Here is a 20454-nt window from a genome sequence, read left to right on the forward strand (position 1 = left end):
GCGAGGCCGCGGTGATGCTCCAGGCGCCACCTGCCGCAGCGGTCACCGTGCCCAGGGCCGTCGTGCCCTCGTACAGCACCACGACCCCAGCCTCGCCCACCGTCCCGGTGATCACCGGAGCCGTCACATTGGTCAGCGTGTCCGATGTCGATCCGCTGTTCGATGCCGTCGCCAAGACAAGGCTCGTCGGCGCATCGGCGCTGGTGTCGATGGTCACCAGCAGGGAGCCAGACACACCGCTTTCGACACCGGACACAGCCACCTTGGCCGTCAGTGTCCAATTCCCGTCGGCAAGCGTCGTGCCGGGAACCACCGACCAGACGCCCGAGCCGTCGGCCGTCCCTGTCCCGATCTCGACGCCGTTTCCGTAGAGATGGATGACCGCGCCGGCTTCCGCGGTTCCGGTCAGGGTGGGTTGCGCCGCATTCGTCAACCCGTCGCCGATCACGCCGCTGTCCGACGCCGGGCTCAGCGCCGGGGCGGACGGGCTGGCGGGCAGGACGATCAGCGTGTCAACGCCGTTGAGCGTCAAGGTCTGGAACGGCGTGTAGACGGTCTCGACGCCGGAAACGAACAGCGTTCCCTGGTTGCCGACCGGGGCGAAGGTCACCACGTCGGTGCCGGCGCCGCCGATCACCGTCTCCACGCCAGCCACCGTCAGCGTGTTGCCAGCGCTGTCGCCCAGCGTCACCACATCGGTTCCGGTGCCGCCGTCGAGCGTTTCGACGCCGCTCACCAGCAGCGTGTTGCCGGCGTCGCCCAGCGTCGCCACATCGGTGCCGATGCCGCCGGTCAGCGTCTCGAGGCCGCTGACGAGCAGCGTGTTGCCGGAACTGCCCAGCTCCACCAGGTCGGTGCCGATGCCGCCGACCACCGTCTCGACCCCGTCCACCTGCAACGTGGTGCCGAAGCTGCCCAGCGTCACCACGTCGGTGCCGGACGCGCCGATCAACGTCTCGATCCGCCACACGGTGAGCGTGTTGCCCGCGCTGTCGCCGAGCGTAACGATGTCGAGGCCGGAGCCACCATTGATCGTTTCGACGCCGCTCACCGTCATCACGTTGCTGCCGGTGGCGAGCGTCAGCACATCGGTCCCCGAACCGCCGGTCAGCGTCTCGAGAAACCGGACCAGCAGCGTGTTGCCGCCGCCGCCCAGCGTCACCACGTCGGTGCCCGCACCGCCGAGCAGCGTCTCGATCCGCGACACCTCGATGGTGTTGCCGCCGCTGCTCAGCAGCAAGACGTCGGTCGCGGTGCCTCCGATCAGTGTTTCGACGAGGCTCACCTGCAGGGTGTTGCCCCACGTCGTGCCGAAGGACACCACGTCGGTGCCGGACCCGCCGATCAGGGTATCCAGCCGGGACACCGACATGGTGTTGCCGCCGTCGACGAACGTCACGAACTCGACGCCGGTGCCGCCGTTCAGCGTCTCGATGCCGCCGACCAGCGCGGTCAACCCGGAGCCGCTGACCGTCAGCACGTCGGTGCCGGTGCCGCCGAGCACCGTTTCCAGAGCGTTCACCAGCATGGTGCCGCCGGCGCCATCCAGCGTCACGACGTCGACGCCGGTGCCGCCGAGCACCGTTTCCAGAAGGGACACCGTCAGTGTGTTCCCACCCGTGAGCAGCGTCACCACGTCGGTGCCGACACCGCCGGTCAAGGTCTCGACGCCGCCCACCCGCATCGTGGCGCCGCCGGTGCCCACGGTCACGACGTCGGTGCCGGAACCGCCGATCACCGTCTCCAACAGCCGGATCGTCAGCGTGTTGCCGCTGTTGCCGAGGTTCACGGTGTCGGCGTTATTGCCGCCGATCAGCGTTTCGACGAGACTCACCGACACGGTGTTGCCGCCGCTGCCCAGCGTCACGAAATCGGCGCCGGCCCCACCGATCATCGTCTCGGTCAACCGGACCAACAGCGTGTTGCCGTTGCTGTCGAGGCTCACGATGTCGGCGCCGGTGCCACCGAACAGTGTTTCGACGAGACTCACCGACACGGTGTTGCCGCCGGTGCCCAGAGTCACCATGTCGGCGCCGGCACCGCCGGTCAGAGATTCAACGCCCCGTATCAGCAACGAATTGCCGCCGGTGCCCAACGTCACGTTGTCCGTGCCGGAGCCGCCGAGCACCTGCTCGATCAGCCGGACCAGCACCGTGCTGCCGAAGCTGCTCGACATCACCACGTCGGTGTTGGTGCCGCCCGTCAGCGTCTCGACGCCGGTCACCAGCACCGTGTTGCCGCCGCTGCCCAGCGTCACCACGTCGTTGCCGACGCCGCCCGTCAGAGTCTCCAGCTTCGACACGGTCAGCGTGTTGCCCGCGCTGTCGCCCAGCGTCACCACGTCGGTGCCGATGCCGCCGGTCAGCGTCTCGACGCCCTCCACCAGCATCGTGTTGCCGCTGCTGCTCAGCGTCACCACATCGGTGCCAATCCCACCGGTCAGCGTCTCGACGCCGCCCACCAGCATCGTGTTGCCGAGCGAGCCCAGCGTCACCATGTCGGTGCCCGCACCGCCAATCAGCGTCTCGACCTGGCTCACCAGGATCGTGTTGCCGGCACCGCCCAGGATCACCAGGTCGGTGGCGGAGCTGCCGGTCAGCGTCTCGACCCCGGAGACGGTGTAGGTCGCCCCGATCTCGACCAGTGACACGACGTCGATGCCGGTGCCGCCGGTCAGCGTGTTGATCTGCGACAGCGCGATCGTGTTTCCGCCATCGCTCAGCGTCACGACCACCGGGGCGACGTTGCGGAAATACTCCACATCGCCGCCGTCGACGCCGACCACCAGATCAATGTCGCCGTCGCCGTCGAGATCGCCCAGCGCCGGCCGCGGGTACGCTCCGGGGCCGATGGCCCCGTAGGGATTCGTGGCGAGCAACGAAAAGGTCGGCGCCGCCGCCGTGCCGACGTTGACGTAGACGATGCTCTTCGTAATGAGGTCGACGAGGCCGTCCCCGTTGATGTCCGCCAGCACGGGCGACGCGTAGCCGTCGATGTTGCGGGTCTGGCCGAAGGGATTGGTTCCTGCCAGCGTGAAGGTCGGCAACAGGCTCGAGCCGGTGTTGCGGTAAAGAAAAATGTCCCCGCTCGAATTGCCGATCAGCAGGTCGAGAGCGCCGTCGCCGTCCAGGTCGGCGAAGCTCGGCGCTCCGTAACCGCCGGCGCTCTGGATGCCGAACAGGCCGGTGCCTTCCAGCGAGAAGGTCGGCGTCTGCGCCGAGGTGCCGTTGTTGCGGAAAAACAGGGTGGTGCCGGCGTGGTTGCCGACGAAGAGGTCGAGATCGCCGTCGCCATCGATATCGACGAAGGAGGGAAGCGCGCCGCCCGCGCTGACGTTGGTGATTCCGAACGGGTTGGTGCTGTCCAGCGTGAAGGTCGGCGACAGCGTCGTTCCGGTGTTCCGGAAGAAGAGCGTGTTCCCGTCGGCGTTGCCGACCAGAAGGTCGAGATCACCGTCACCATCAAGGTCGACCAGCACCGGGGCGGCCTCGCTTCCGGTGTCGGCGAGGCCGTAGCTGTTGGTGCCGATCATTGTGAAGGTTGGATTCGCCACGGTCTTTCTTCCCTCACGCAACGCTGCCGGCACGCACACCGGTCTTGATTGGATCAATGAGCCATCAAGAGCTAATTAATGGTATATAAAGCCCTTCCCGGGCGTGTTACCGAACAGTAACAATGGAACATGCGCGCCCGAATCCTTACTTTTCATATTGTTTCTTGTTCGACACGAGAACACGCATACATCGGTGCACATAGAATTATCCGCACGGACAGATATCGACTGTCAATTGAGTTCAAAACCAAAAGTTTCCAATCCGGCGAGCGACTCCGGCCCGATGGAAACGGTTCGAGAACAAAACCGTGATCCGCCCGCCGAATGCTCCTGACGTCGGAAGCCCTGTTCGGAGAGAGGGCCAGCTTTCGAAAAGCCCGTCCGACCACGGATGTGGGTTTGGATTCCATCGAAGCGCGCAGCCGCCGCGACTCGAACCTCACCGGGAAACCGCGCGGCCTCCGAGGGGATTGGAGGCTGGTCCGGCCGCGTCACGCGCAGCGACTGGCCTCCCTGGATCGGCCTCTCTGCCTCGGCGCCCATGGCAGGGACACTCCGCCGCCAAGGGGAACTCCGCCGACCGATTGCCCGATCTTGACCAGTCGCCGGCCACACTTAGGTTTTCTCCGGGTCCGATCGGCACCGGCATCCCTCCGGCGACGGTCCGTCACTCCCAGGTCCGGTTGCAGGAGCATGCCATGGTCGATGCCATCATCATCGGAGCCGGCCAAGCCGGGCCACCGCTCGCCGGGCGCCTCACCGCCGCCGGCATGACCGTCGCGGTCATCGAACGCAAGCTGTTCGGCGGCACCTGCGTGAACACCGGTTGCACCCCGACCAAAACATTGATCGCCAGCGCCCGCGTGGCGCGGATGGCGCAGCGGGCCGCCGAATACGGCGTGATCCTGGAGGGCCCGGTCCGGATCGACATGGCCAAGGTCAAGGCGCGCAAGGACGCCGTCTCCGGCCGGTCGCGCGAGAATGTCGAGCGCTGGCTGCGCGGCATGCCCAATTGCCGGGTGCTGCAAGGCCACGCCCGCTTCGAATCCGCCAACAGCGTGCGCGTCGGCGACGAGCTGCTGACGGCGGAGCGCATCTTCATCAACGTCGGCGCCCGCGCCGCGGTGCCGGACATGCCGGGGGTGCGCGACGTCGGCATCCTGACCAGCGGCACGATCCTCGGCCTCGACCGGGTGCCGCGGCATCTCGTGGTGGTCGGCGGCAGCTACATCGGCCTGGAATTCGCGCAGATGTACCGCCGCTTCGGCGCCGAGGTGACCGTCGTGGAGAAGGGCGACCGGCTGATCGCGCGCGAGGACCCCGACGTTTCCGCGGCGATCCGCGACCTGCTGGAGGCGGAAGGCGTAACGGTCCGCCTGTCGGCCGACTGCATCCGCTTCGCCTCCCACGACGACGGCGTGGAGGTGGGCGTGACCTGCGCCTCCGGCGCGCCATCGGTGGTGGGAAGCCACGCTTTGCTGGCGGTGGGGCGCGCGCCCAACACCGACGACCTCGGCCTCGACCGCGCCGGGGTGGCGACCGACGCCCGGGGCTTCATCACGGTGGACGATGCGCTGCGCACCAGCGTGCCGGGGATCTGGGCGATGGGCGACTGCAACGGACGCGGCGCCTTCACCCACACCGCCTACAACGACTTCGAAATCGTCGCGGCGAACCTGCTCGACGGCGATCGGCGCAGCGTGGACGACCGCATCCAGGCCTACGCGCTCTACACCGACCCGCCACTCGCCCGCGTCGGCATGACCGACGAGGCGGTCCGCCGCTCGGGCCGGCGCGCGCTGGTCGGCATGCGACCGATGACGCGCGTCGGGCGCGCGGTCGAGAAGGGCGAGACGCAGGGCTTCATGCGGATCGTCGTCGACGCCGACAGCCAAGAAATCCTGGGCGCCGCCATCCTCGGTCCCGGCGGCGACGAGGCCATCCACGGCGTGCTGGACCTGATGTACGCCAAGGCGCCCTACCCCACCCTGCAGCGCGCCGTCCACATCCACCCCACGGTGGCCGAACTGCTGCCGACCCTGCTGGGCGAACTGAAGCCATTGGATTAACGGCTCAACAACGGCGAGCAACGGCGGCCGCGCAGGGCAGTCCCGCGCTCGCACGATGGCAAAGACCTTGACCGCCGCTCCGCCCGGCGTATTTTGGATCATGTGATCTAAAACACCGGTTCGGAAGGCGGGACCCATGGCTCGGCCGCGGAAGTTCGATGAGACGGCGGTGCTGGACGCGGCGGTGGACCGCTTCTGGACCCAGGGGTACGAGGCGACCTCCACCCGCGAGTTGGCGGACAGCATGCGCATGACGCTCGCCAGCATGCACAACGCCTTCGGCGACAAGCGGGCGCTGTTCCGCCGCGCCCTGGAGCATTACCTGGACGGCTCGCTGCGCGCCCGCATCGCCCGGCACGAGGCGGCGGCATCGCCGGCCGCCGCCATCGCCGGCTTCCTGCGCGAAAGCATCGAGCGATCGCTCGGCGACGGGTGCCGGCGCGGCTGCCTGCTGGTGAACTCCGCGCTGGAGGTCGCGCCGGACAACCCCGACCTGCGTGACTTCCTGAACGCGGAACTGACGACCATCGAAGACTTCTTCCGCCGCTGCATCGTCACGGGGCGGCGGAGCGGCGCGATCCCGGCCGGCATTCCCGACGACGACGCGGCGCGCCTGCTCTTCTCCACCCTGCTGGGCATCCGGGTCCTGGCCCGCATCCGCCCCGAACGCGACCTGCTGGAAGGGGCGGCGCGCGGCGCCCTGGCCAGCCTGGGACTGCCGCCGATGCCGGACCCCTGACCGCCGCGGCGGCCCACCCCCCTTCCCATTCCTCCCGGTCAACGGGCGGCCCGCCGCAGCGGAGCCGCAACAGGGACGCACGCCCATGAACAGGACATCCGCAACCGCGGCCATGGACCACCTCGACGGCGCCGCCTGGATGGCGACCCTCGCCGGCATGGCGGGAAGCCTCGTCGCCGTCGGGCTGGCCCGCTTCGCCTACACGCCGCTGGTCCCGTCGCTGATCGAGGCCCATTGGTTCTCCGCCGCCGACGCGGTGACGCTGGGTGCGGCGAATTTCGCCGGCTATCTGGCGGGCGCCCTGCTCGGCCGGCCGCTGGCCAGCCGGTTGCCCAACCGTGCGCTGCTGCGGGCGCTGATGCTGACGGCCTCCCTCGCCTTCATCGCCTGCGCCTACCCGCTCTCGCTCGGCTGGTTCTTCGGATGGCGCTTCGTCTCGGGTCTGGCCGGGGGCGCCATCATGGTCCTGGTCGCGACCAGCATCCTGCCCCACGTCCCGGCGGCGCGGCGCGGCTTCGTCAGCGGCATGATCTTCCTCGGCATCGGGCTGGGGATCGCCGCCTCGGGCACCGCCGTGCCGGCCCTGATGCGGCTGGGGTTGCACGAGACCTGGCTGGGGCTGGGCGGTCTGTCGCTGCTGCTGACCGCCCTGTCCTGGTTCGGCTGGCCGCCATCGGCCCCGTCGCAGGCGGTTGCCGCTCCGCCGGTGGAGCATGCCCCGCGGCATGAGGGGCGCGTCCTCCGCTCGCTCTACGCCGAATACGCGCTGAACGCGCTGGGGTTGGTGCCGGTCATGCTGCTGCTGGTCGATTATGTCGCCCGCGGCCTGAACCATGGCGCGGATGTCGGCGCCCTCTTCTGGGTCCTCTACGGCGCGGCGTCGGTGGCCGGGCCGGTGGCTGCCGGGTCGCTGGCCGACCGGATCGGCTACGCGGCGGCCTATCGCATCGCGCTGCTGCTCCAGGCGGTCGCCGTGGCCGCCCTGGCGCTCAGCGGCCATCCGCTGGTGGTCGGGGCCGCAACGGTCGTCCTCGGCGCCCTGACGCCGGGCGTGGTTCCCCTGGTGCTCGGCCGCATCCATGAATTGCTGCCGCGCAGCCCGTCGGAGCAGCGCGCCGCCTGGAGCCGGGCGACCACCGCCTTCGCCCTGTTCCAGGCGCTGAGCGGCTACGGCTACTCCTATCTCTTCGCCCACAGCGGGGGGAACTACGCCGCGGTCTTCCTGTGCGGCGCCGTCGCGCTGGCGGTGGCGCTGGGGACCGACATCCTTACCAACGCCCGCGGCCACCGCACGGCCTGAACGGGTCGCCAACGCGACGGGAGCGACCGTCCCGGGCACCGGGCGCCCCCGTATTGCTCGGGCGGCGCCTCCGCGCACCAAGGAATCAAGAGAAAGCCCCAGCCCATTTCACCACCCCTGATTGAGTGTTTCGAAAGCCCGAAACCGATGTCCCACGCATCGCGAAACCCCATTGACAGTGCCAAATCAATCGAGCATTTTGAATGTCATTCAAAATTAGGTCGGCGACAAAGCCAGACCATGAACAGGGGCATCGGCGATGGGGTACGAATGGCAGTTCGCCATAATACTTGAGTATTGGCCGATTTTTGCACGCGGCGCCATTACGACACTCCAGATAACGTTACTGTCATCCGCCATCGGTTTGTTCATCGGCCTCTTGGTCGGTGTGAGCCGAGAATCGTCCGGCATCTTTATAAGATCCGTCACATCCGTCTATGTCGAGATGATTCGCGCGACTCCGGCGCTCGTGCAGATTGTCTGGCTCTACTACTGCTTCCCGATCATCTTCGGCTACCAACTGAGCGCGATGACCTCGATCATCATCGCCCTCGGCATCCATTCCGGCGCCTATGTGTCGGAGATCGTGCGGGCCGGCATCAACGCGGTGGACACCGGCCAGTTTCTCGCCGCCAAATCCATCGGCATGAATCACTTCACGGCGCTCCGCCGCATCATCCTGCCCCAGGCCGGGCAGAAGATGATCCCGCCGCTGATCAATGAATTCGCCAACCTGATGAAGCTGACGACGCTCGGATCGATGATCGCGGTCTACGAACTTCTTCAGGAATCGAACAACCTCATCGCCACGACCTACCGTCCTCTCGAGGTCTACACGTTCCTGGCGATCTTCTTCTTCATCATCACCTACCCCTGGATCTGGTTGTCGCAGCGCCTGGAACGGCGCCTGAAGATGCGGGCCTGACCGATCCTCGCACGATCCTCCGGTGGAGTTTCCCTTATGCTGCGCATCACCAACCTCGGGAAGAGCTACGGCAGCGCGCGCGTCCTGAGCGGCATCGATCTCGACGTGCAGGCCCACGACGTCGTGGCGATCATCGGGCCCAGCGGCTCCGGCAAGAGCACGCTTTTGAAATGCATCAACTTTCTGGAACGCTACGACGAAGGCGAGGTCCGCTTCGGCGATGAGCTGGTCGGCTACGTCGAGGCCGACGGCCAGCGGCGGCTGGCCACCGAGCGCCAGACCAACCGGCTGCGCGCCGAAATGGGCATGGTCTTCCAGAACTTCAACCTGTTCCCCCACATGACGACGCTCCAGAACGTCATCGAGGGGCCGATCCAGGTCAAGGGCGTCGCGCGCGACGAGGCGGTCCGCCACGCCGAGCAGCTTCTCGCCAAGGTCGGGCTGGCCGACAAGCGCGACGTCCGTCCGACCAAGCTGTCGGGCGGGCAGCAACAGCGCGCCGCGATCGCCCGCGCCCTGGCCATGCGCCCGCGCCTGATGCTGTTCGACGAGCCGACCTCGGCGCTCGACCCCGAACTGGTCGGCGAGGTGCTGACCGCCATGCGCGAACTCGCCGCCGAGGGCATGACCATGGTGATCGTCACCCACGAAATGAGCTTCGCGCGCGACGTCGCGAGCCGGGTCGTCTTCATGGAAGGCGGCCGAATCGTCGAAGAGGGACCACCAGGCAAGATTTTCACCAACCCGGACAACGCGAGGACCCGCGCGTTCCTTGCCCGCGTCCTGCATTGAAGAGGCTGAACATGTCCGCATTCCGCACATTGATCTCGTCGCTGGTGGTTGGCGCCCTGGTGACCTTCGGCGCCGTCAAGGCCCAGGCCGCCGGCGAGGTCGAGAAGATCGTCCGGCAGGGCGAGCTGAAGATCGGCTATATCCCCTCCCCGCCCGGAACCGCCAAGGACCCCAAGACGGGCGAACTGACCGGCTTCTACGTGGACGCCGCGCGCACCATCGCCGAGCAGATGGGCGTCCGCCCGGTCTTCATCGAGACGACCTGGGCGAACTTCGTCGCCGGGCTGCAGGCCGGCCAGTTCGACATGTCCATCGGCGCGACCTTCGCCACCGTCAAGCGGGCCACCGTCGTCGATTTCACCAAGCCGATCTTCTATCTCGGCAGCGTTGCCGTGGTGAAGAACGACGAGGCGCGCTTCGCCTCACTGGCCGACATGAACAAGCCGGACGTGCGCATCGCCGTGGTCCAGGGCACGGCCGCCGAGGACTTCGTGCGCCGCACCATCCCCAACGCCAAGATGACCTCGCTGGCCGGCGGCAACCTGACCGCGGGCTTCATGGAGGTGGCGGCCGGCCGCGCCGATGCCAGCTTCGAGGATCTGTTCACCGCCACCCGCTTCACCGAGCAGCAGCCCGGCGTAAAGATGCTGTTCAACGACCGGCCGGTGAATTTCCTGCCGATCGCCTGGACCGTCCGCAAGGGCAACAGCGAGTTGCAGTCGGTCCTCAACGTCGGGCTCGACAACCTGCTGACCTCCGGCCAGTGGGACGTGATCGCCGCCAAGTACATCACCGGCGGCCGCTACGTGAACGAGCCCGCCCTGCGTGAATTCCCCAAGCAGGCTCCCTGATCGCCGGCCAGCCGCCCGACCCGATCCACAAGCGGTTGCCCTGAAAACCCCCGAAGAGGACATCTGCGTCCATGCCGCATTACCCGAGCTGGCAGGATACCCTGGCCGGCAAAACCTGGCGCACGACCCACTTTCCCCGCATCAAGGCGGACATGCCGACCTTCCTCGGCGTCCCCTACGCCATTCGGGACGAGGATCTGGCCGGCGCCGACGCCGTCATCATCGGCGCGCCCTTCGCCGCCGGCTGGGGAACCAAGTACAGCGGCGTCGACAAGGCCGAATGGCTGGCCGCCACCGTCCGCGTCCGCCAGCAGTCGATCCGCTACCGCGGCGGCTACGTGCAGGACTTCGACCTCGACATCTTCGAGCATCTGAAGGTCGTCGATTACGGCGACGTCGACATCCCCCTCGAAGCCAGCTACGAGGGCACGGTCGAACGCATCCTGGAAGCCCAGGAGGGCGTCGAGCGCAAGGTCAAGGCGGCGCTGGCCGCCGGCGCCGTGCCGATCGTCATCGGCCAGAACTCCCCCTGCGCCTCCTACGCGATCGGCCGGCCGGTGGCCGAGCATGTGAAGGGGCCGGTGGGCATGATCAGCCTCGACACCCATTGGGATTGCTGGCCCTACGACTGGGCCACCATGAACGACCACGTCGCCGGCTCGACCAACTGGAAGGACAAGCTGTTCCGCGACTGTCCCAGCTACGCCATCCGCAACCTCGTCGAGATCGGTGAGCGCGGCATGCTGGAGAATCCGGAGATCGTCCGCCACTATCTGCGCAACGGCGCCTGCTTCATGCCGATGTGGAAGATCCGGACGGAGCTGGGCATCCAGGGCGTGATCGACAATTTGCGCCACGCCTACGACGGCACCGCCGGCGTCTACGCCCATTTCGACATGGACGTTCTGGGCGGCGCCGGCCCGACCGAGGGCGACATCCTGGGCGAACTGGCCGAACCGATCGGCATGACCGATTACGAGGCGATCCGCATCGCGCACGAGGTCGGCAAGCGCGGCTGCGACGGGCTGTCCTTCCTGTGCATCCCACCTGGGTCGGCGATCATGTACCGGGTCATCGTCTACGCGGTTACCTACTTCCTCGCGGGCCTCGCCATGCGCAAGGCCGGCCAGACCGGAACCTGACGAAACCGGCGGTGGGGAGCGGCGCCGGTGCCCCGGTGCCTGAACGCTCCCCGCCCCTTCTCCACCGTTTTCCCTCTTCCGAACTTTGTGAAGCGTCCCGTCCGTCGGCGGCGGAGGCGCTGGGAATACCGATCGATGCTCAACGTCAATGGCGACGCCGTTCTGGCGACCCTGCGGACCCTGGCGGGATTCGGCGCGGTGGGGTCCGGCGTCTGCCGACCCGCGCTCTCTCCGGCGGACTTGGCGGCCCGCCGCTGGCTGGCCGGCGAAATGGAAAAGATCGGTCTTGGGGCGACCATCGACGCGGTGGGCAACCTGTATGGCGCGGCCCCCGGCGCCGACCGATCGGTGCTGATCGGTTCCCATTCCGACAGCGTGCCGACCGGCGGCTGGCTGGACGGCACGCTCGGCCTCGCCTACGGGCTGGAGATCGCCCGCGCCTGGATGGAGGCCCACCCCGGCGCGCCGGTCGGCATCGACCTGATCGACTTCTCCGACGAGGAGGGCCGCTTCCTGAGCTGTCTGGGCAGCCGCTCCTTCTGCGGCGACCTCCCTGGTCTGCCGGCCGGATTCGCCGAGGAGGCGACCAGCGCCGGTCTGGACGCCACCCCGCCGATCCGCCTCGATCCGCAACGGCACCGCGCCTTCTTCGAGGCCCACATCGAGCAGGGGCCGCGGCTGGAGGCCGCCGGACTCCCCATCGGCGTGGTCACCGGGATCTTCGGCATGCGCCGCTACGCCGTGCGGTTCGACGGCCGCGCCGACCATGCGGGCACCACCCCGATCGCGCTGCGCCGCGACGCCGCCCGCCTGCTTTACCGCTTCGCCGACGCCTGCCACCACCGTTTCCGCCAAGCCGGCTCGGCGGACAGCGTGTGGAACCTGGGCAAGGTGTCGCTCCAGCCCGGCGCCGTGAACGTCGTCGTCGAGCGTGGCGAGCTTCTGCTCGAATTCCGCGACCTCGACCCAGTGGCGCTGGACGACCTGAGCGCCGCGCTGACGATGCTGGTCGGCGAGTTCGACGGCCAGGAGGGGGTGCGGGTTTCGCTGGAGGAAGCCGGGCGTCTGGCGCCGGTGTCGCTGGACCCCACGCTCCGGAGGTTGGTTGCCGACGCCGCCGATGCCCATGGCGCCGGGTCGATGCCGTTGCCCAGTGGGGCGATCCACGACGCGATGGTGCTGGCGCAAAGCGTCCCCACCGCCATGCTGTTCGTGCCGAGCATCGGCGGGCGGAGCCACACGCCGGTGGAGGACACGCGGGCAGACGACATCGTGCTGGGCGCCCATGTGCTCGCGCAGGCCGTTTTCGCCTGCGCCGAGAGCCTGTAAACGGACCCTCCCGGCACCCCATCGCTGTGGCGGAGGTTGGTCCGGGACGATAGGATGACGGCCTTCGAAGACGGCGCCGGAGTGTTTCGGCACGGTTTTCGGGAAAAACTGCGCGGAGCGTGAAAGTCGAGGATGATGCAGGACAAATTTCTGTCCGAAAATTTTGGCAGACGGCTCCATGAGCTGCGCGTGGCGCGCAAGATGACCCTGTCGAGCTTGGCGAAAAGCTGCGACTGCTCGGTGGCGCTGCTGTCGAAGATCGAGAAGGGCAAGGCCCGGCCATCGCTCAACACGCTGCACAGGATCGCCACGGCGCTCGACACCAACATCGGAAACCTGCTGCCGACCGAGCGGGCCCAGCCGGCGATCATCGTTCGCAACGGGGATCGCCCCATCCTGTCCGACGGCTTGCTGCGCGGGCGGGACGGTGTGCAGCTCGAAGCGCTGTCCGTGCTCGCCCCAGGCAGCTCCTTCCAGGTGAACATCCATCATGTGGCCGTCGGGGGACGTTCCGACGGCTGCATCACCCATCCGGGCGAGGAGTTCGTCTATGTGCTGTCGGGTGAGATCGACCTGATCCTGGGCGACGAGACCACCCGGATGAGCGCGGGGGATGCCGCGTTCTTCGCGTCCGAGATTCCCCACGGCTACGCCAATCCGGGGACCGTTCCGGCCGCGGTCCTGTGGCTCAACTCTCCGCCCACCTTCTAGGATTCCGGTGGGCGGCGCTGCCATGTCCGGCGCTCCCGTGTCCGGCGCGGCCGCTGCGGACAGGCGCGGGAGCAGGGTGCAAACCGCAAGAATTCGGGGACCCAGGCACAGGCCGCTTTGCAGCCGGGTCCCCGGCTGACCACTGCCATGGGTCGGGCAGCACCCTCCGCATTGACATCTTTTCCGGACTGGAAACTGAGCGATCCGCGCGTCTGCCGACGGCTGGCGCGCCGTCGTGATTCCAATCCGCCCTCCGATGCCGCCGCGCCGCTTCGGCTTTGAACGGCGTCGGACGGCCTGGACTCCGCAAAGCCCAAAGACACTCCCCCTTCGATGCCCGCCTCCGGCGGCTCACCCGTCCGCGACGCGACGGGTTGGTTTCGCACGCGAATGATCTTGATAATGCCTGATGCATCAGGCATTGTGCGCGTCACCAACCTTTCGGGGCCGGCACAGAACCGGTCCCCTGAACAATGCGGATCGGAGGAACGCCCCCTATGAACGTCGAGAAACTGCCCATCGTCCTGACGGTCGCCGTGGCGGCGCTGTTCGCCGCCGTCCCGGCCACGGCGCAGACCGCGGAGCGCACCATGCGCCTCTCGGCCGCCGTCGCTCAGGACCACCCCTTCGCCGCCGGGGTTTCGGCGCTGACCACCTGCGCGGCCGAGAAGTCCGGCGGCAAGATGAAGATCCAAAGCTTCTGGAACGCCGCGCTGGGCAGCGACATGCAGGCCGTGCAGCTCGTGCGCGGCGGCTCGCTGGACCTGGTGGTGGCCTCCACCTCGCCACTCGCCTCCCTGGTGCCGGCCATGGGCGTCTTCGACCTGCCCTTCCTGTTCGAGAACGAGACGGAGGCCGACCGCATCCTCGACGGCGCCGTCGGCCAGCAGCTGTCCGAGAAGCTCCAGGGCGTCGGGCTGGTCAATCTCGCCTATTGGGAGAACGGGTTCCGCAACCTCACCAACTCCCGCCGGCCCATCCAGAAATGGGAGGATCTGGGCGGCACCAAGATCCGCGTGATGCAGAATCCGGTGTTCATGGACACCTTCTCCACGCTGGGCGCCAACGCCGTCCCGATGGCCTTCAGCGAGCTGTTCACGGCGTTGGAAACCCGCGCGGTCGACGGGCAGGAGAACCCCTACGCCAACATCGAGACCGGCAAGTTCTACGAGGCGCAGAAGTATTTGTCGGTCACCAACCACGCCTACACGCCGGCGGTGATCCTCTACTCCAAGAAGATCTGGGACGGCCTGTCGTCGGCCGAGCGGGACGTGCTCCAGTCCTGCGCCGCGGTGGCCCGCACCGAGGAGCGCCGGGTGAACCGCGAGCAGTCGGAGAAGTCGCTGGCCCGCCTGAAGGAGCTCGGCATGCAGGTGAACGAGCTGTCCGCCGAGGAGCGCAAGCGCATGCTCCAGAAGGTGGCGCCGGTCTACGAGAAGCACGCCGCGGCCATCGGCGCCGAGACGATGACCCTGCTGCAATCCGAACTCGCCCAGCTCCGCAAGGCCAACCCGTAACGCACGTTCCGTGACCCGCGGGCGGGCCGCGAGTCCGCCCGTGGGACCGTGCGCCCGCCCGACGCCCGATCTCCCCGTGGGACCCCCGATGCTCATCAAAAAGATCGACACCTTCGTCCTGAAGACTCCGCTGAACGCGAAGACCTTCTATTCCTCCCAGGCGGCTTTCCCGGAGCGCAACAGCCTGCTGGTCCGCATCACCACCGACGACGGTCTGGTCGGCTGGGGCGAGGGCGGGCAGTACGGCCCGGCGGAACCGCCGGAAAGCTGCATCATCGACGTGCTGGCCCCCCGGCTGATCGGCCGCCGCGCCGACCAGCCGGTGCGGGTGTTCGAGGATCTCTATGCCTTCTGCCGCGACTTCGGCCAGAAGGGCACCTACATCGAGGCGCTGAGCGCCATCGACATCGCGCTGTGGGACCTGTGGGGCAAGTCGCTGGACCGGCCGGTGCACGCGCTGATGGGCGGCGCCTTCCGCGACAAGGTCGCGGCCTACGGCACCGGCTGCTACTATCCGGACTATTTCCGCGACACGCCGCGCATGATGGCGGCGCTGGCCGAGGAGGCGCAGCGCTACCGCGAGGCCGGGCTGCCGGCGATCAAGATCAAGATCGGCCTGCTGCCGATCGCCCAGGACATCGAGCGGGTGGCGCTGGTCCGCGACGTGCTGGGGCCGGACACCCTGATCATGGTCGACGCCAACCACGCCTACAACACGGCGGGCGCCATCCGGATCGGGCGGGCGCTGGAACGGTTCGACGTCCGCTGGTTCGAGGAGCCGGTGCCACCGGAGGACCGCCAGGGCTACCGCCGCGTGCGCGATTCCATCGACGTGCCCATCGCGGGCGGCGAGTGCGAATACACCCGTTTCGGCTTCCGCGAGCTGCTGGCCGAGGGCTGCATCGACATCGCCCAGCCGGACCTGTGCTGCGCCGGCGGCTTCACCGAATGGCAGAAGATCCTGGCGCTGACCACCGCCCACGGCGTGATGACCGTCCCGCACATCTGGGGGTCCGGCATCGCGCTCGCCGCCGCGCTCCAGGCGCTGGCGACGGCGCCGCTGGTTCCCTACACGGCGCTCGGCGTGCCGCTGCAGAACGAGCCGATGGTGGAATTCGACCGCACCCACAACCCGCTGCGCGACGACCTGCTGGTCGACAATTTCACGCTGGTGGACGGGTGCCTCGCCGTGCCCGGCGGGCCGGGGCTGGGTGTGGAGGTCGATCCCGACCAGCTCGCCCGCTACACCGTGCGGTCGCGCAGCGCGTGACCGGGTTGGAGACGTCCCGCCGGAGATCCGTGATGTGGAACGGCACCCTCTTCTTCAGACTCCTCGACGGCATCCTGGTGGTGTGCATCGCCGCGATGCTGGTCATGGTGTTCGGCAACGTCGTGCTGCGCGCCGTCTTCAACAGCGGCATCGACGTGTCGGAGGAGCTTCCGCGCTTCCTGTTCGTGTGGATGACCTTCATCGGCGCCGTGATCGGCTTCCGTGAAGGGGCGCATTTCGGCGTGGATGCCCTGGTCCGCCTGCTGCCGCGCGCCGGCAAAAAGGTCTGCTGGGCGATCAATCAGGTCATCATGCTGGTCTGCTGCGTGGTCATCGTCCAGGGCACGTTGCTCCAGCACGATCTGAACGCGACGAACCACGCCCCGGTGACCGGCTTGTCGATGATCTGGGTCTTCGGCGTCACCTACCTGACCGGCGGGGTGATCGGGCTGATGTGCATCGTGAACCTCGTCCGGCTGGCGCTCGGCAAGGTCGGCGACGACGAGCTGATCCAGGTCGAGGAGGAGGGCATGGGCGAGGTGGACCCGAACCGGCTGAAAGGCCCAGGCCCGCTCGCAAGCCCAAACACGCTGAAGGAAACGGCGCCATGACCATCGTCATCTTCGTCGGCAGCCTGCTGGGCGCGATGGCGCTGGGGCTGCCCGTCGCCTTCGCGCTGATCGTCTCCGGCCTCGCTTTGATGGCCTTCATGGGAATGCTCGACCCCCAGATCGTCGTGCAGAGCATGTGGGACGGCGCCAACAGCTTCCCGCTGCTCGCCGTGCCCTTCTTCATGCTGGCCGGCGAGTTCATGAACGCCGGCGGCATGTCGCGGCGCATCATCGCCATGGCCATGGCCTGGGTCGGCCACCTGCGCGGCGGGCTGGGCTTCGTCGCGGTGTTCGCGGCGATCCTGATGGCCTCGCTGTCCGGCTCGGCGGTGGCGGACACCGCGGCCCTGGCGTCCATCCTGCTGCCGATGATGCGGCAGGCGGGCTACGACATCCACCGCTCCGGCGGGCTGATCGCGGCGGGCGGCATCATCGCGCCGGTCATCCCGCCGTCGATCGGCATGATCCTGTACGGCGTCGCCGGGCAGGTCTCCATCACCAAGCTGTTCCTGGCCGGCATCGTGCCGGGAATCCTGATGGGGATGGCGCTTCTGATCACCTGGTGGTGGCTGGCCCGCCGCGAGATCCTGACCACGCCGCCCAAGGTGCCGCTGCGCGAGCGGCTGCGGCTGACCGCCGACGCCTTCTGGGCGATGCTGCTTCCGGTGGTCATCATCGGTGGGCTGAAGACCGGCGTCTTCACGCCGACCGAGGCGGCGGTGGTCGCCGCGGTCTACGCCATGTTCGTCGGGCTGGTCGTCTACCGCGAGCTGAAGATCGCCGACCTGTACGGGCTGATGCTGTCGGCGGCGAAGACGACGGCGGTGGTGATGTTCCTGGTGGCGGCGGCGGGCATCTCCGCCTGGCTGATCACCGCGTCCAACATCCCGGCCCAGCTCGCCGATCTGCTGGCCCCGGTGATGGACAACCGGCTTCTGCTGATGCTCGCGCTGATGGTCATCGTGCTGATCGTCGGCACGGCGCTGGACTTCGCGCCGACCATTCTGCTGATGGTCCCGGTGCTGATGCCGATCATCAAGCAGGCCGGCATCGACCCGGTCTATTTCGGTGTCCTCTTCATCATGAACAACGCAATCGGCCTCATCACCCCGCCGGTCGGCACGGTGCTGAACGTGGTCTGCGGCGTCGGGCGCATGTCGATGTCGAACCTGATGAAGGGCGTCGGCCCCTTCCTGCTGGCGCAGACCGCCGTGCTGCTCCTGCTGGTGCTGTTCCCGGAACTGGTGATGGCGCCGCTCGCCTGGTTCACGGCGCGGTGACGGCCCCCGATGCCCCAGGGACGTGAAGGCGGGTTTGAAGGCGGGGGAGGCGCGGTGTTAAAATGTCGGACCTGACGCGGCGCCTCCGTCTGCGGCGATTCACTGAGGAACGGTCTTCCATGCTCGACGGCAACGGTCCCCTCGACACGGCCTCCATCGGCGAGCAGGTCACCGAGCGGCTGCGGAGCGAGATCATCTCCGGCCGGCTGGCGCCGGGGTCGCGGCTGATGCTGGACCAGTACAAGGCGCTGTGGAACATCAGCATCACGCCGCTGCGCGACGCCGCCAAGCGGCTGGAGGCGGACGGGCTGGTCCACATCTACCCGCGGCGCGGCATCTTCGTGGCGGAGATCGACCGCAACGCCCTGATGGAGGTCTTCCAGCTCCGCATCGCCCTGGAGCCGCTGGTGACGGAGCTGGCCACTCCCCACGCCCCGGAGGCGGAGGTGGGGGCGATCACCGAAGCCTACATCGCCGCCGGCCGCCCCGCCCCGGAGGAGGAGCGGCAGGCCCGCCTGCAGGAGGTGGACGAGGTCATCCACGACTTCGTGCTCGCCCACTGCCCCAACCAGCGGCTGGCCCGCATCATGGCGACGCTGCGGGATTCGGTGGCCTGGTGCCGGAACGCGGTGATCGAGAAGGTGCCGAACGCCTTCGACCCCTCGCTGGAGGAGCATGTCGCCATCTGCAAGGCGATGCGCGCCCGGGACGCCGAGGGAGCGGCCGCGGCGATGCGCGACCACCTGATCGCCACCCGCGACCGCACGTTGAAGGCCATGGAGGGCCGGGCCTGAAGGACCGCGTGGCCGCAAATCTGAACGGTCCCGTCGCAATTTCCCCATCGCACGACTACGTTCCATCGGCGCATGGGAAGGCCGGCCTCCGGGCTGTGCGGGAATGGTGGCGGCAAAAGGCAATGTTCACTCTTAAGAAAAACGAGCGGTTCGAGCAGGACATCAAGAAAAGCCGTTTCCTTGCCGCGGCGGGTCCGGTCAACAGCGAGGAAGAGGCGCGTGGGTTCATCGCCGCGCTCAGCCAGCGGGATGCCGGTCACAATTGCTGGGCCTTCCGGATCGGCGACCTCTACCGATCCAACGATGACGGCGAACCCGGGGGAACCGCGGGGCGCCCGATCCTCCAGGCCATAGACGGCCAGAGCCTGGATCGGGTGGCGGTGGTGGTCAGCCGCTGGTTCGGCGGCGTTCTTCTCGGCGCGGGCGGGTTGATGCGCGCCTATGGCGGCACCGCGGCGGCCTGTCTCCAGGCCGCCGAACGCCAGCCGATCATCGCCTTCGCCACCCTGTCCGTCACCTGCGCCTTCGCCGACGAGGCCAGGATCAGGGCCGGGCTTGGCGCCTTTCCCGCGGCGCTTGCCGAGGCCAACGGCTTCACGCCCGACGGCGTGCTGCTCCGGATCACCATTCCCCGCGGGCAGTTGGACGATGCCGTCCGCATGATCACGGATGTTTCGCGTGGTCAGGCGACGGTCGAGACCGGGCAAGCGCCTGCCGCATGACGTCCGCCGTGGCGCTGTCGGTCGGGAAGAAGGCCTCGATGGCCAGTTCGGACAGGGTGACGTCCACCGCCGTTCCGAACACCGTCGTGGTGCTGAAGAAACTGAGCGTCCCGGCCTCCGTCCGCAGCCGCAAGGGTACCACCACGCCGTCATGCGACGGCAGCGGGTCGTTCCGGCCGTTCGACGCGTTGACGGCGGGTCCGTCGGGCGCCGGGTAACCCTTCAGCTCGTCGAGCAGCGCGGTCAGCACGGGGTCACCGCTGACGTCGATCTGGCGGGTCAAACGGTGCAGGATGTGGGTCCGCCACTGGGCGAGGTTCTCGATCCGCGGCGCCAGCCCGGACGGGTGAAGGCTGAGGCGCAGCACGTTGACCGGCGGCTGGAGAAGATCCGGCGCGGCGCCGGCGAGCAGCGGGGCGACCGCCCGGTTGGCCGCGACCAGCGTCCAATGCCGGTCCACGGCCAGCGCCGGGTGAGGCTCGTGCCCGGTCAGCACGAGGTCGACGGCCCGGCGGGCGGCCTGCATCTCCGGATCGTCCAGCCGGTGTTCGGAAAAGACCGGCGCGAAGCCCGCGGCGGCGAGCAGCGCGTTGCGGTCGCGGAGCGGAATGTCCATCCGGTCCGCCAGATGAAGCAGCATGGTCCGGCTGGGCTGCGACCGCCCCGTTTCCAGAAAGCTGACATGCCGGGTCGAAACGTCGGCCTCGCAGGCGAGATCGAGCTGGCTGAAGCCGCGCCGCTTGCGCCATGCGCGCAGCAGCTCGCCGATCGGCTGGCGCGGCACGGTCCGGGACGGCGCACGGTGCCGGGTCGCTGCCTGCGTCATCGGTCCAACTCCCTCTCGCCGTT

At 68.1% G+C, this 20454-nt stretch carries 17 protein-coding genes; 15 read left to right on the forward strand and 2 right to left on the reverse strand.

Annotated features, from left to right (window positions below; translation table 11 throughout):
• Positions 1 to 3553: beta strand repeat-containing protein (locus DXK32_RS16105; protein WP_247877184.1), on the reverse strand; the 3553-nt coding region annotated here is incomplete at its 3' end.
• A 698-nt stretch (positions 3554 to 4251) separates the two neighbouring features.
• On the opposite strand from DXK32_RS16105, the gene DXK32_RS16110 reads away from it, so the two are divergent.
• The 15 genes from DXK32_RS16110 to DXK32_RS16180 all read left to right on the forward strand — a co-directional run bounded on the left by DXK32_RS16110 (position 4252) and on the right by DXK32_RS16180 (position 19605).
• Positions 4252 to 5622 (forward strand): FAD-containing oxidoreductase, encoded by a 1371-nt coding sequence (locus DXK32_RS16110; RefSeq protein ID WP_114859442.1) that lies wholly within the window; start codon positions 4252 to 4254, stop codon positions 5620 to 5622.
• A gap of 136 nt (positions 5623 to 5758) precedes the next feature.
• Positions 5759 to 6361, forward strand: a complete 603-nt coding sequence (locus DXK32_RS16115; protein WP_114859443.1) for a TetR/AcrR family transcriptional regulator — start codon at positions 5759 to 5761, stop codon at positions 6359 to 6361.
• Positions 6362 to 6446: 85 nt separating this feature from the next.
• Positions 6447 to 7661, forward strand: a complete 1215-nt coding sequence (locus tag DXK32_RS16120) for a YbfB/YjiJ family MFS transporter (RefSeq protein ID WP_114859444.1) — start codon at positions 6447 to 6449, stop codon at positions 7659 to 7661.
• A gap of 259 nt (positions 7662 to 7920) precedes the next feature.
• Positions 7921 to 8586: an amino acid ABC transporter permease gene (locus DXK32_RS16125; RefSeq protein ID WP_035680993.1), complete on the forward strand. Its 666-nt coding sequence runs from the start codon at positions 7921 to 7923 to the stop codon at positions 8584 to 8586.
• Between the two features lie 36 nt (positions 8587 to 8622).
• Complete coding sequence (locus tag DXK32_RS16130; RefSeq protein WP_114859445.1) at positions 8623 to 9378, forward strand: amino acid ABC transporter ATP-binding protein; 756 nt, start codon at positions 8623 to 8625, stop codon at positions 9376 to 9378.
• A gap of 11 nt (positions 9379 to 9389) precedes the next feature.
• Entirely contained in the window at positions 9390 to 10229 is an 840-nt protein-coding gene (locus tag DXK32_RS16135; RefSeq protein WP_035681055.1) for a substrate-binding periplasmic protein, read from the forward strand.
• A 71-nt stretch (positions 10230 to 10300) separates the two neighbouring features.
• Complete coding sequence (locus DXK32_RS16140) at positions 10301 to 11371, forward strand: arginase family protein (protein WP_014199589.1); 1071 nt, start codon at positions 10301 to 10303, stop codon at positions 11369 to 11371.
• 135 nt (positions 11372 to 11506) lie between these two features.
• Positions 11507 to 12700, forward strand: coding sequence for a hydantoinase/carbamoylase family amidase (locus DXK32_RS16145; RefSeq protein ID WP_114859446.1), 1194 nt, complete (start codon positions 11507 to 11509; stop codon positions 12698 to 12700).
• A 135-nt stretch (positions 12701 to 12835) separates the two neighbouring features.
• Positions 12836 to 13411: a helix-turn-helix domain-containing protein gene (locus DXK32_RS16150; protein WP_282184591.1), complete on the forward strand. Its 576-nt coding sequence runs from the start codon at positions 12836 to 12838 to the stop codon at positions 13409 to 13411.
• 497 nt (positions 13412 to 13908) lie between these two features.
• Entirely contained in the window at positions 13909 to 14928 is a 1020-nt protein-coding gene (locus DXK32_RS16155; RefSeq protein WP_114859448.1) for a TRAP transporter substrate-binding protein, read from the forward strand.
• A gap of 88 nt (positions 14929 to 15016) precedes the next feature.
• Entirely contained in the window at positions 15017 to 16198 is a 1182-nt protein-coding gene (locus tag DXK32_RS16160; protein ID WP_114859449.1) for a mandelate racemase/muconate lactonizing enzyme family protein, read from the forward strand.
• 32 nt (positions 16199 to 16230) lie between these two features.
• Positions 16231 to 16809, forward strand: coding sequence for a TRAP transporter small permease (locus DXK32_RS16165; protein WP_114859450.1), 579 nt, complete (start codon positions 16231 to 16233; stop codon positions 16807 to 16809).
• Positions 16806 to 18089 carry a TRAP transporter large permease gene (locus DXK32_RS16170; RefSeq protein WP_114859451.1) on the forward strand — a complete coding sequence of 428 codons (1284 nt, stop codon included), beginning with the start codon at positions 16806 to 16808 and terminating at the stop codon, positions 18087 to 18089. The genes DXK32_RS16165 and DXK32_RS16170 overlap by 4 nt, the downstream gene beginning before the upstream one ends.
• Positions 18090 to 18208: 119 nt before the next feature.
• Positions 18209 to 18883: a GntR family transcriptional regulator gene (locus DXK32_RS16175; protein ID WP_114859452.1), complete on the forward strand. Its 675-nt coding sequence runs from the start codon at positions 18209 to 18211 to the stop codon at positions 18881 to 18883.
• 8 nt (positions 18884 to 18891) lie between these two features.
• Positions 18892 to 19605 (forward strand): IMPACT family protein, encoded by a 714-nt coding sequence (locus DXK32_RS16180; RefSeq protein WP_432612349.1) that lies wholly within the window; start codon positions 18892 to 18894, stop codon positions 19603 to 19605.
• Here the strand turns inward: DXK32_RS16180 and DXK32_RS16185 are convergent.
• Positions 19547 to 20431: a helix-turn-helix domain-containing protein gene (locus DXK32_RS16185; RefSeq protein ID WP_114859454.1), complete on the reverse strand. Its 885-nt coding sequence runs from the start codon at positions 20429 to 20431 to the stop codon at positions 19547 to 19549. The genes DXK32_RS16180 and DXK32_RS16185 overlap by 59 nt on opposite strands.
• Positions 20432 to 20454 lie beyond the last annotated feature (23 nt).

Source organism: Azospirillum brasilense (assembly GCF_003349955.1).
GTDB lineage: Bacteria > Pseudomonadota > Alphaproteobacteria > Azospirillales > Azospirillaceae > Azospirillum > Azospirillum brasilense_B.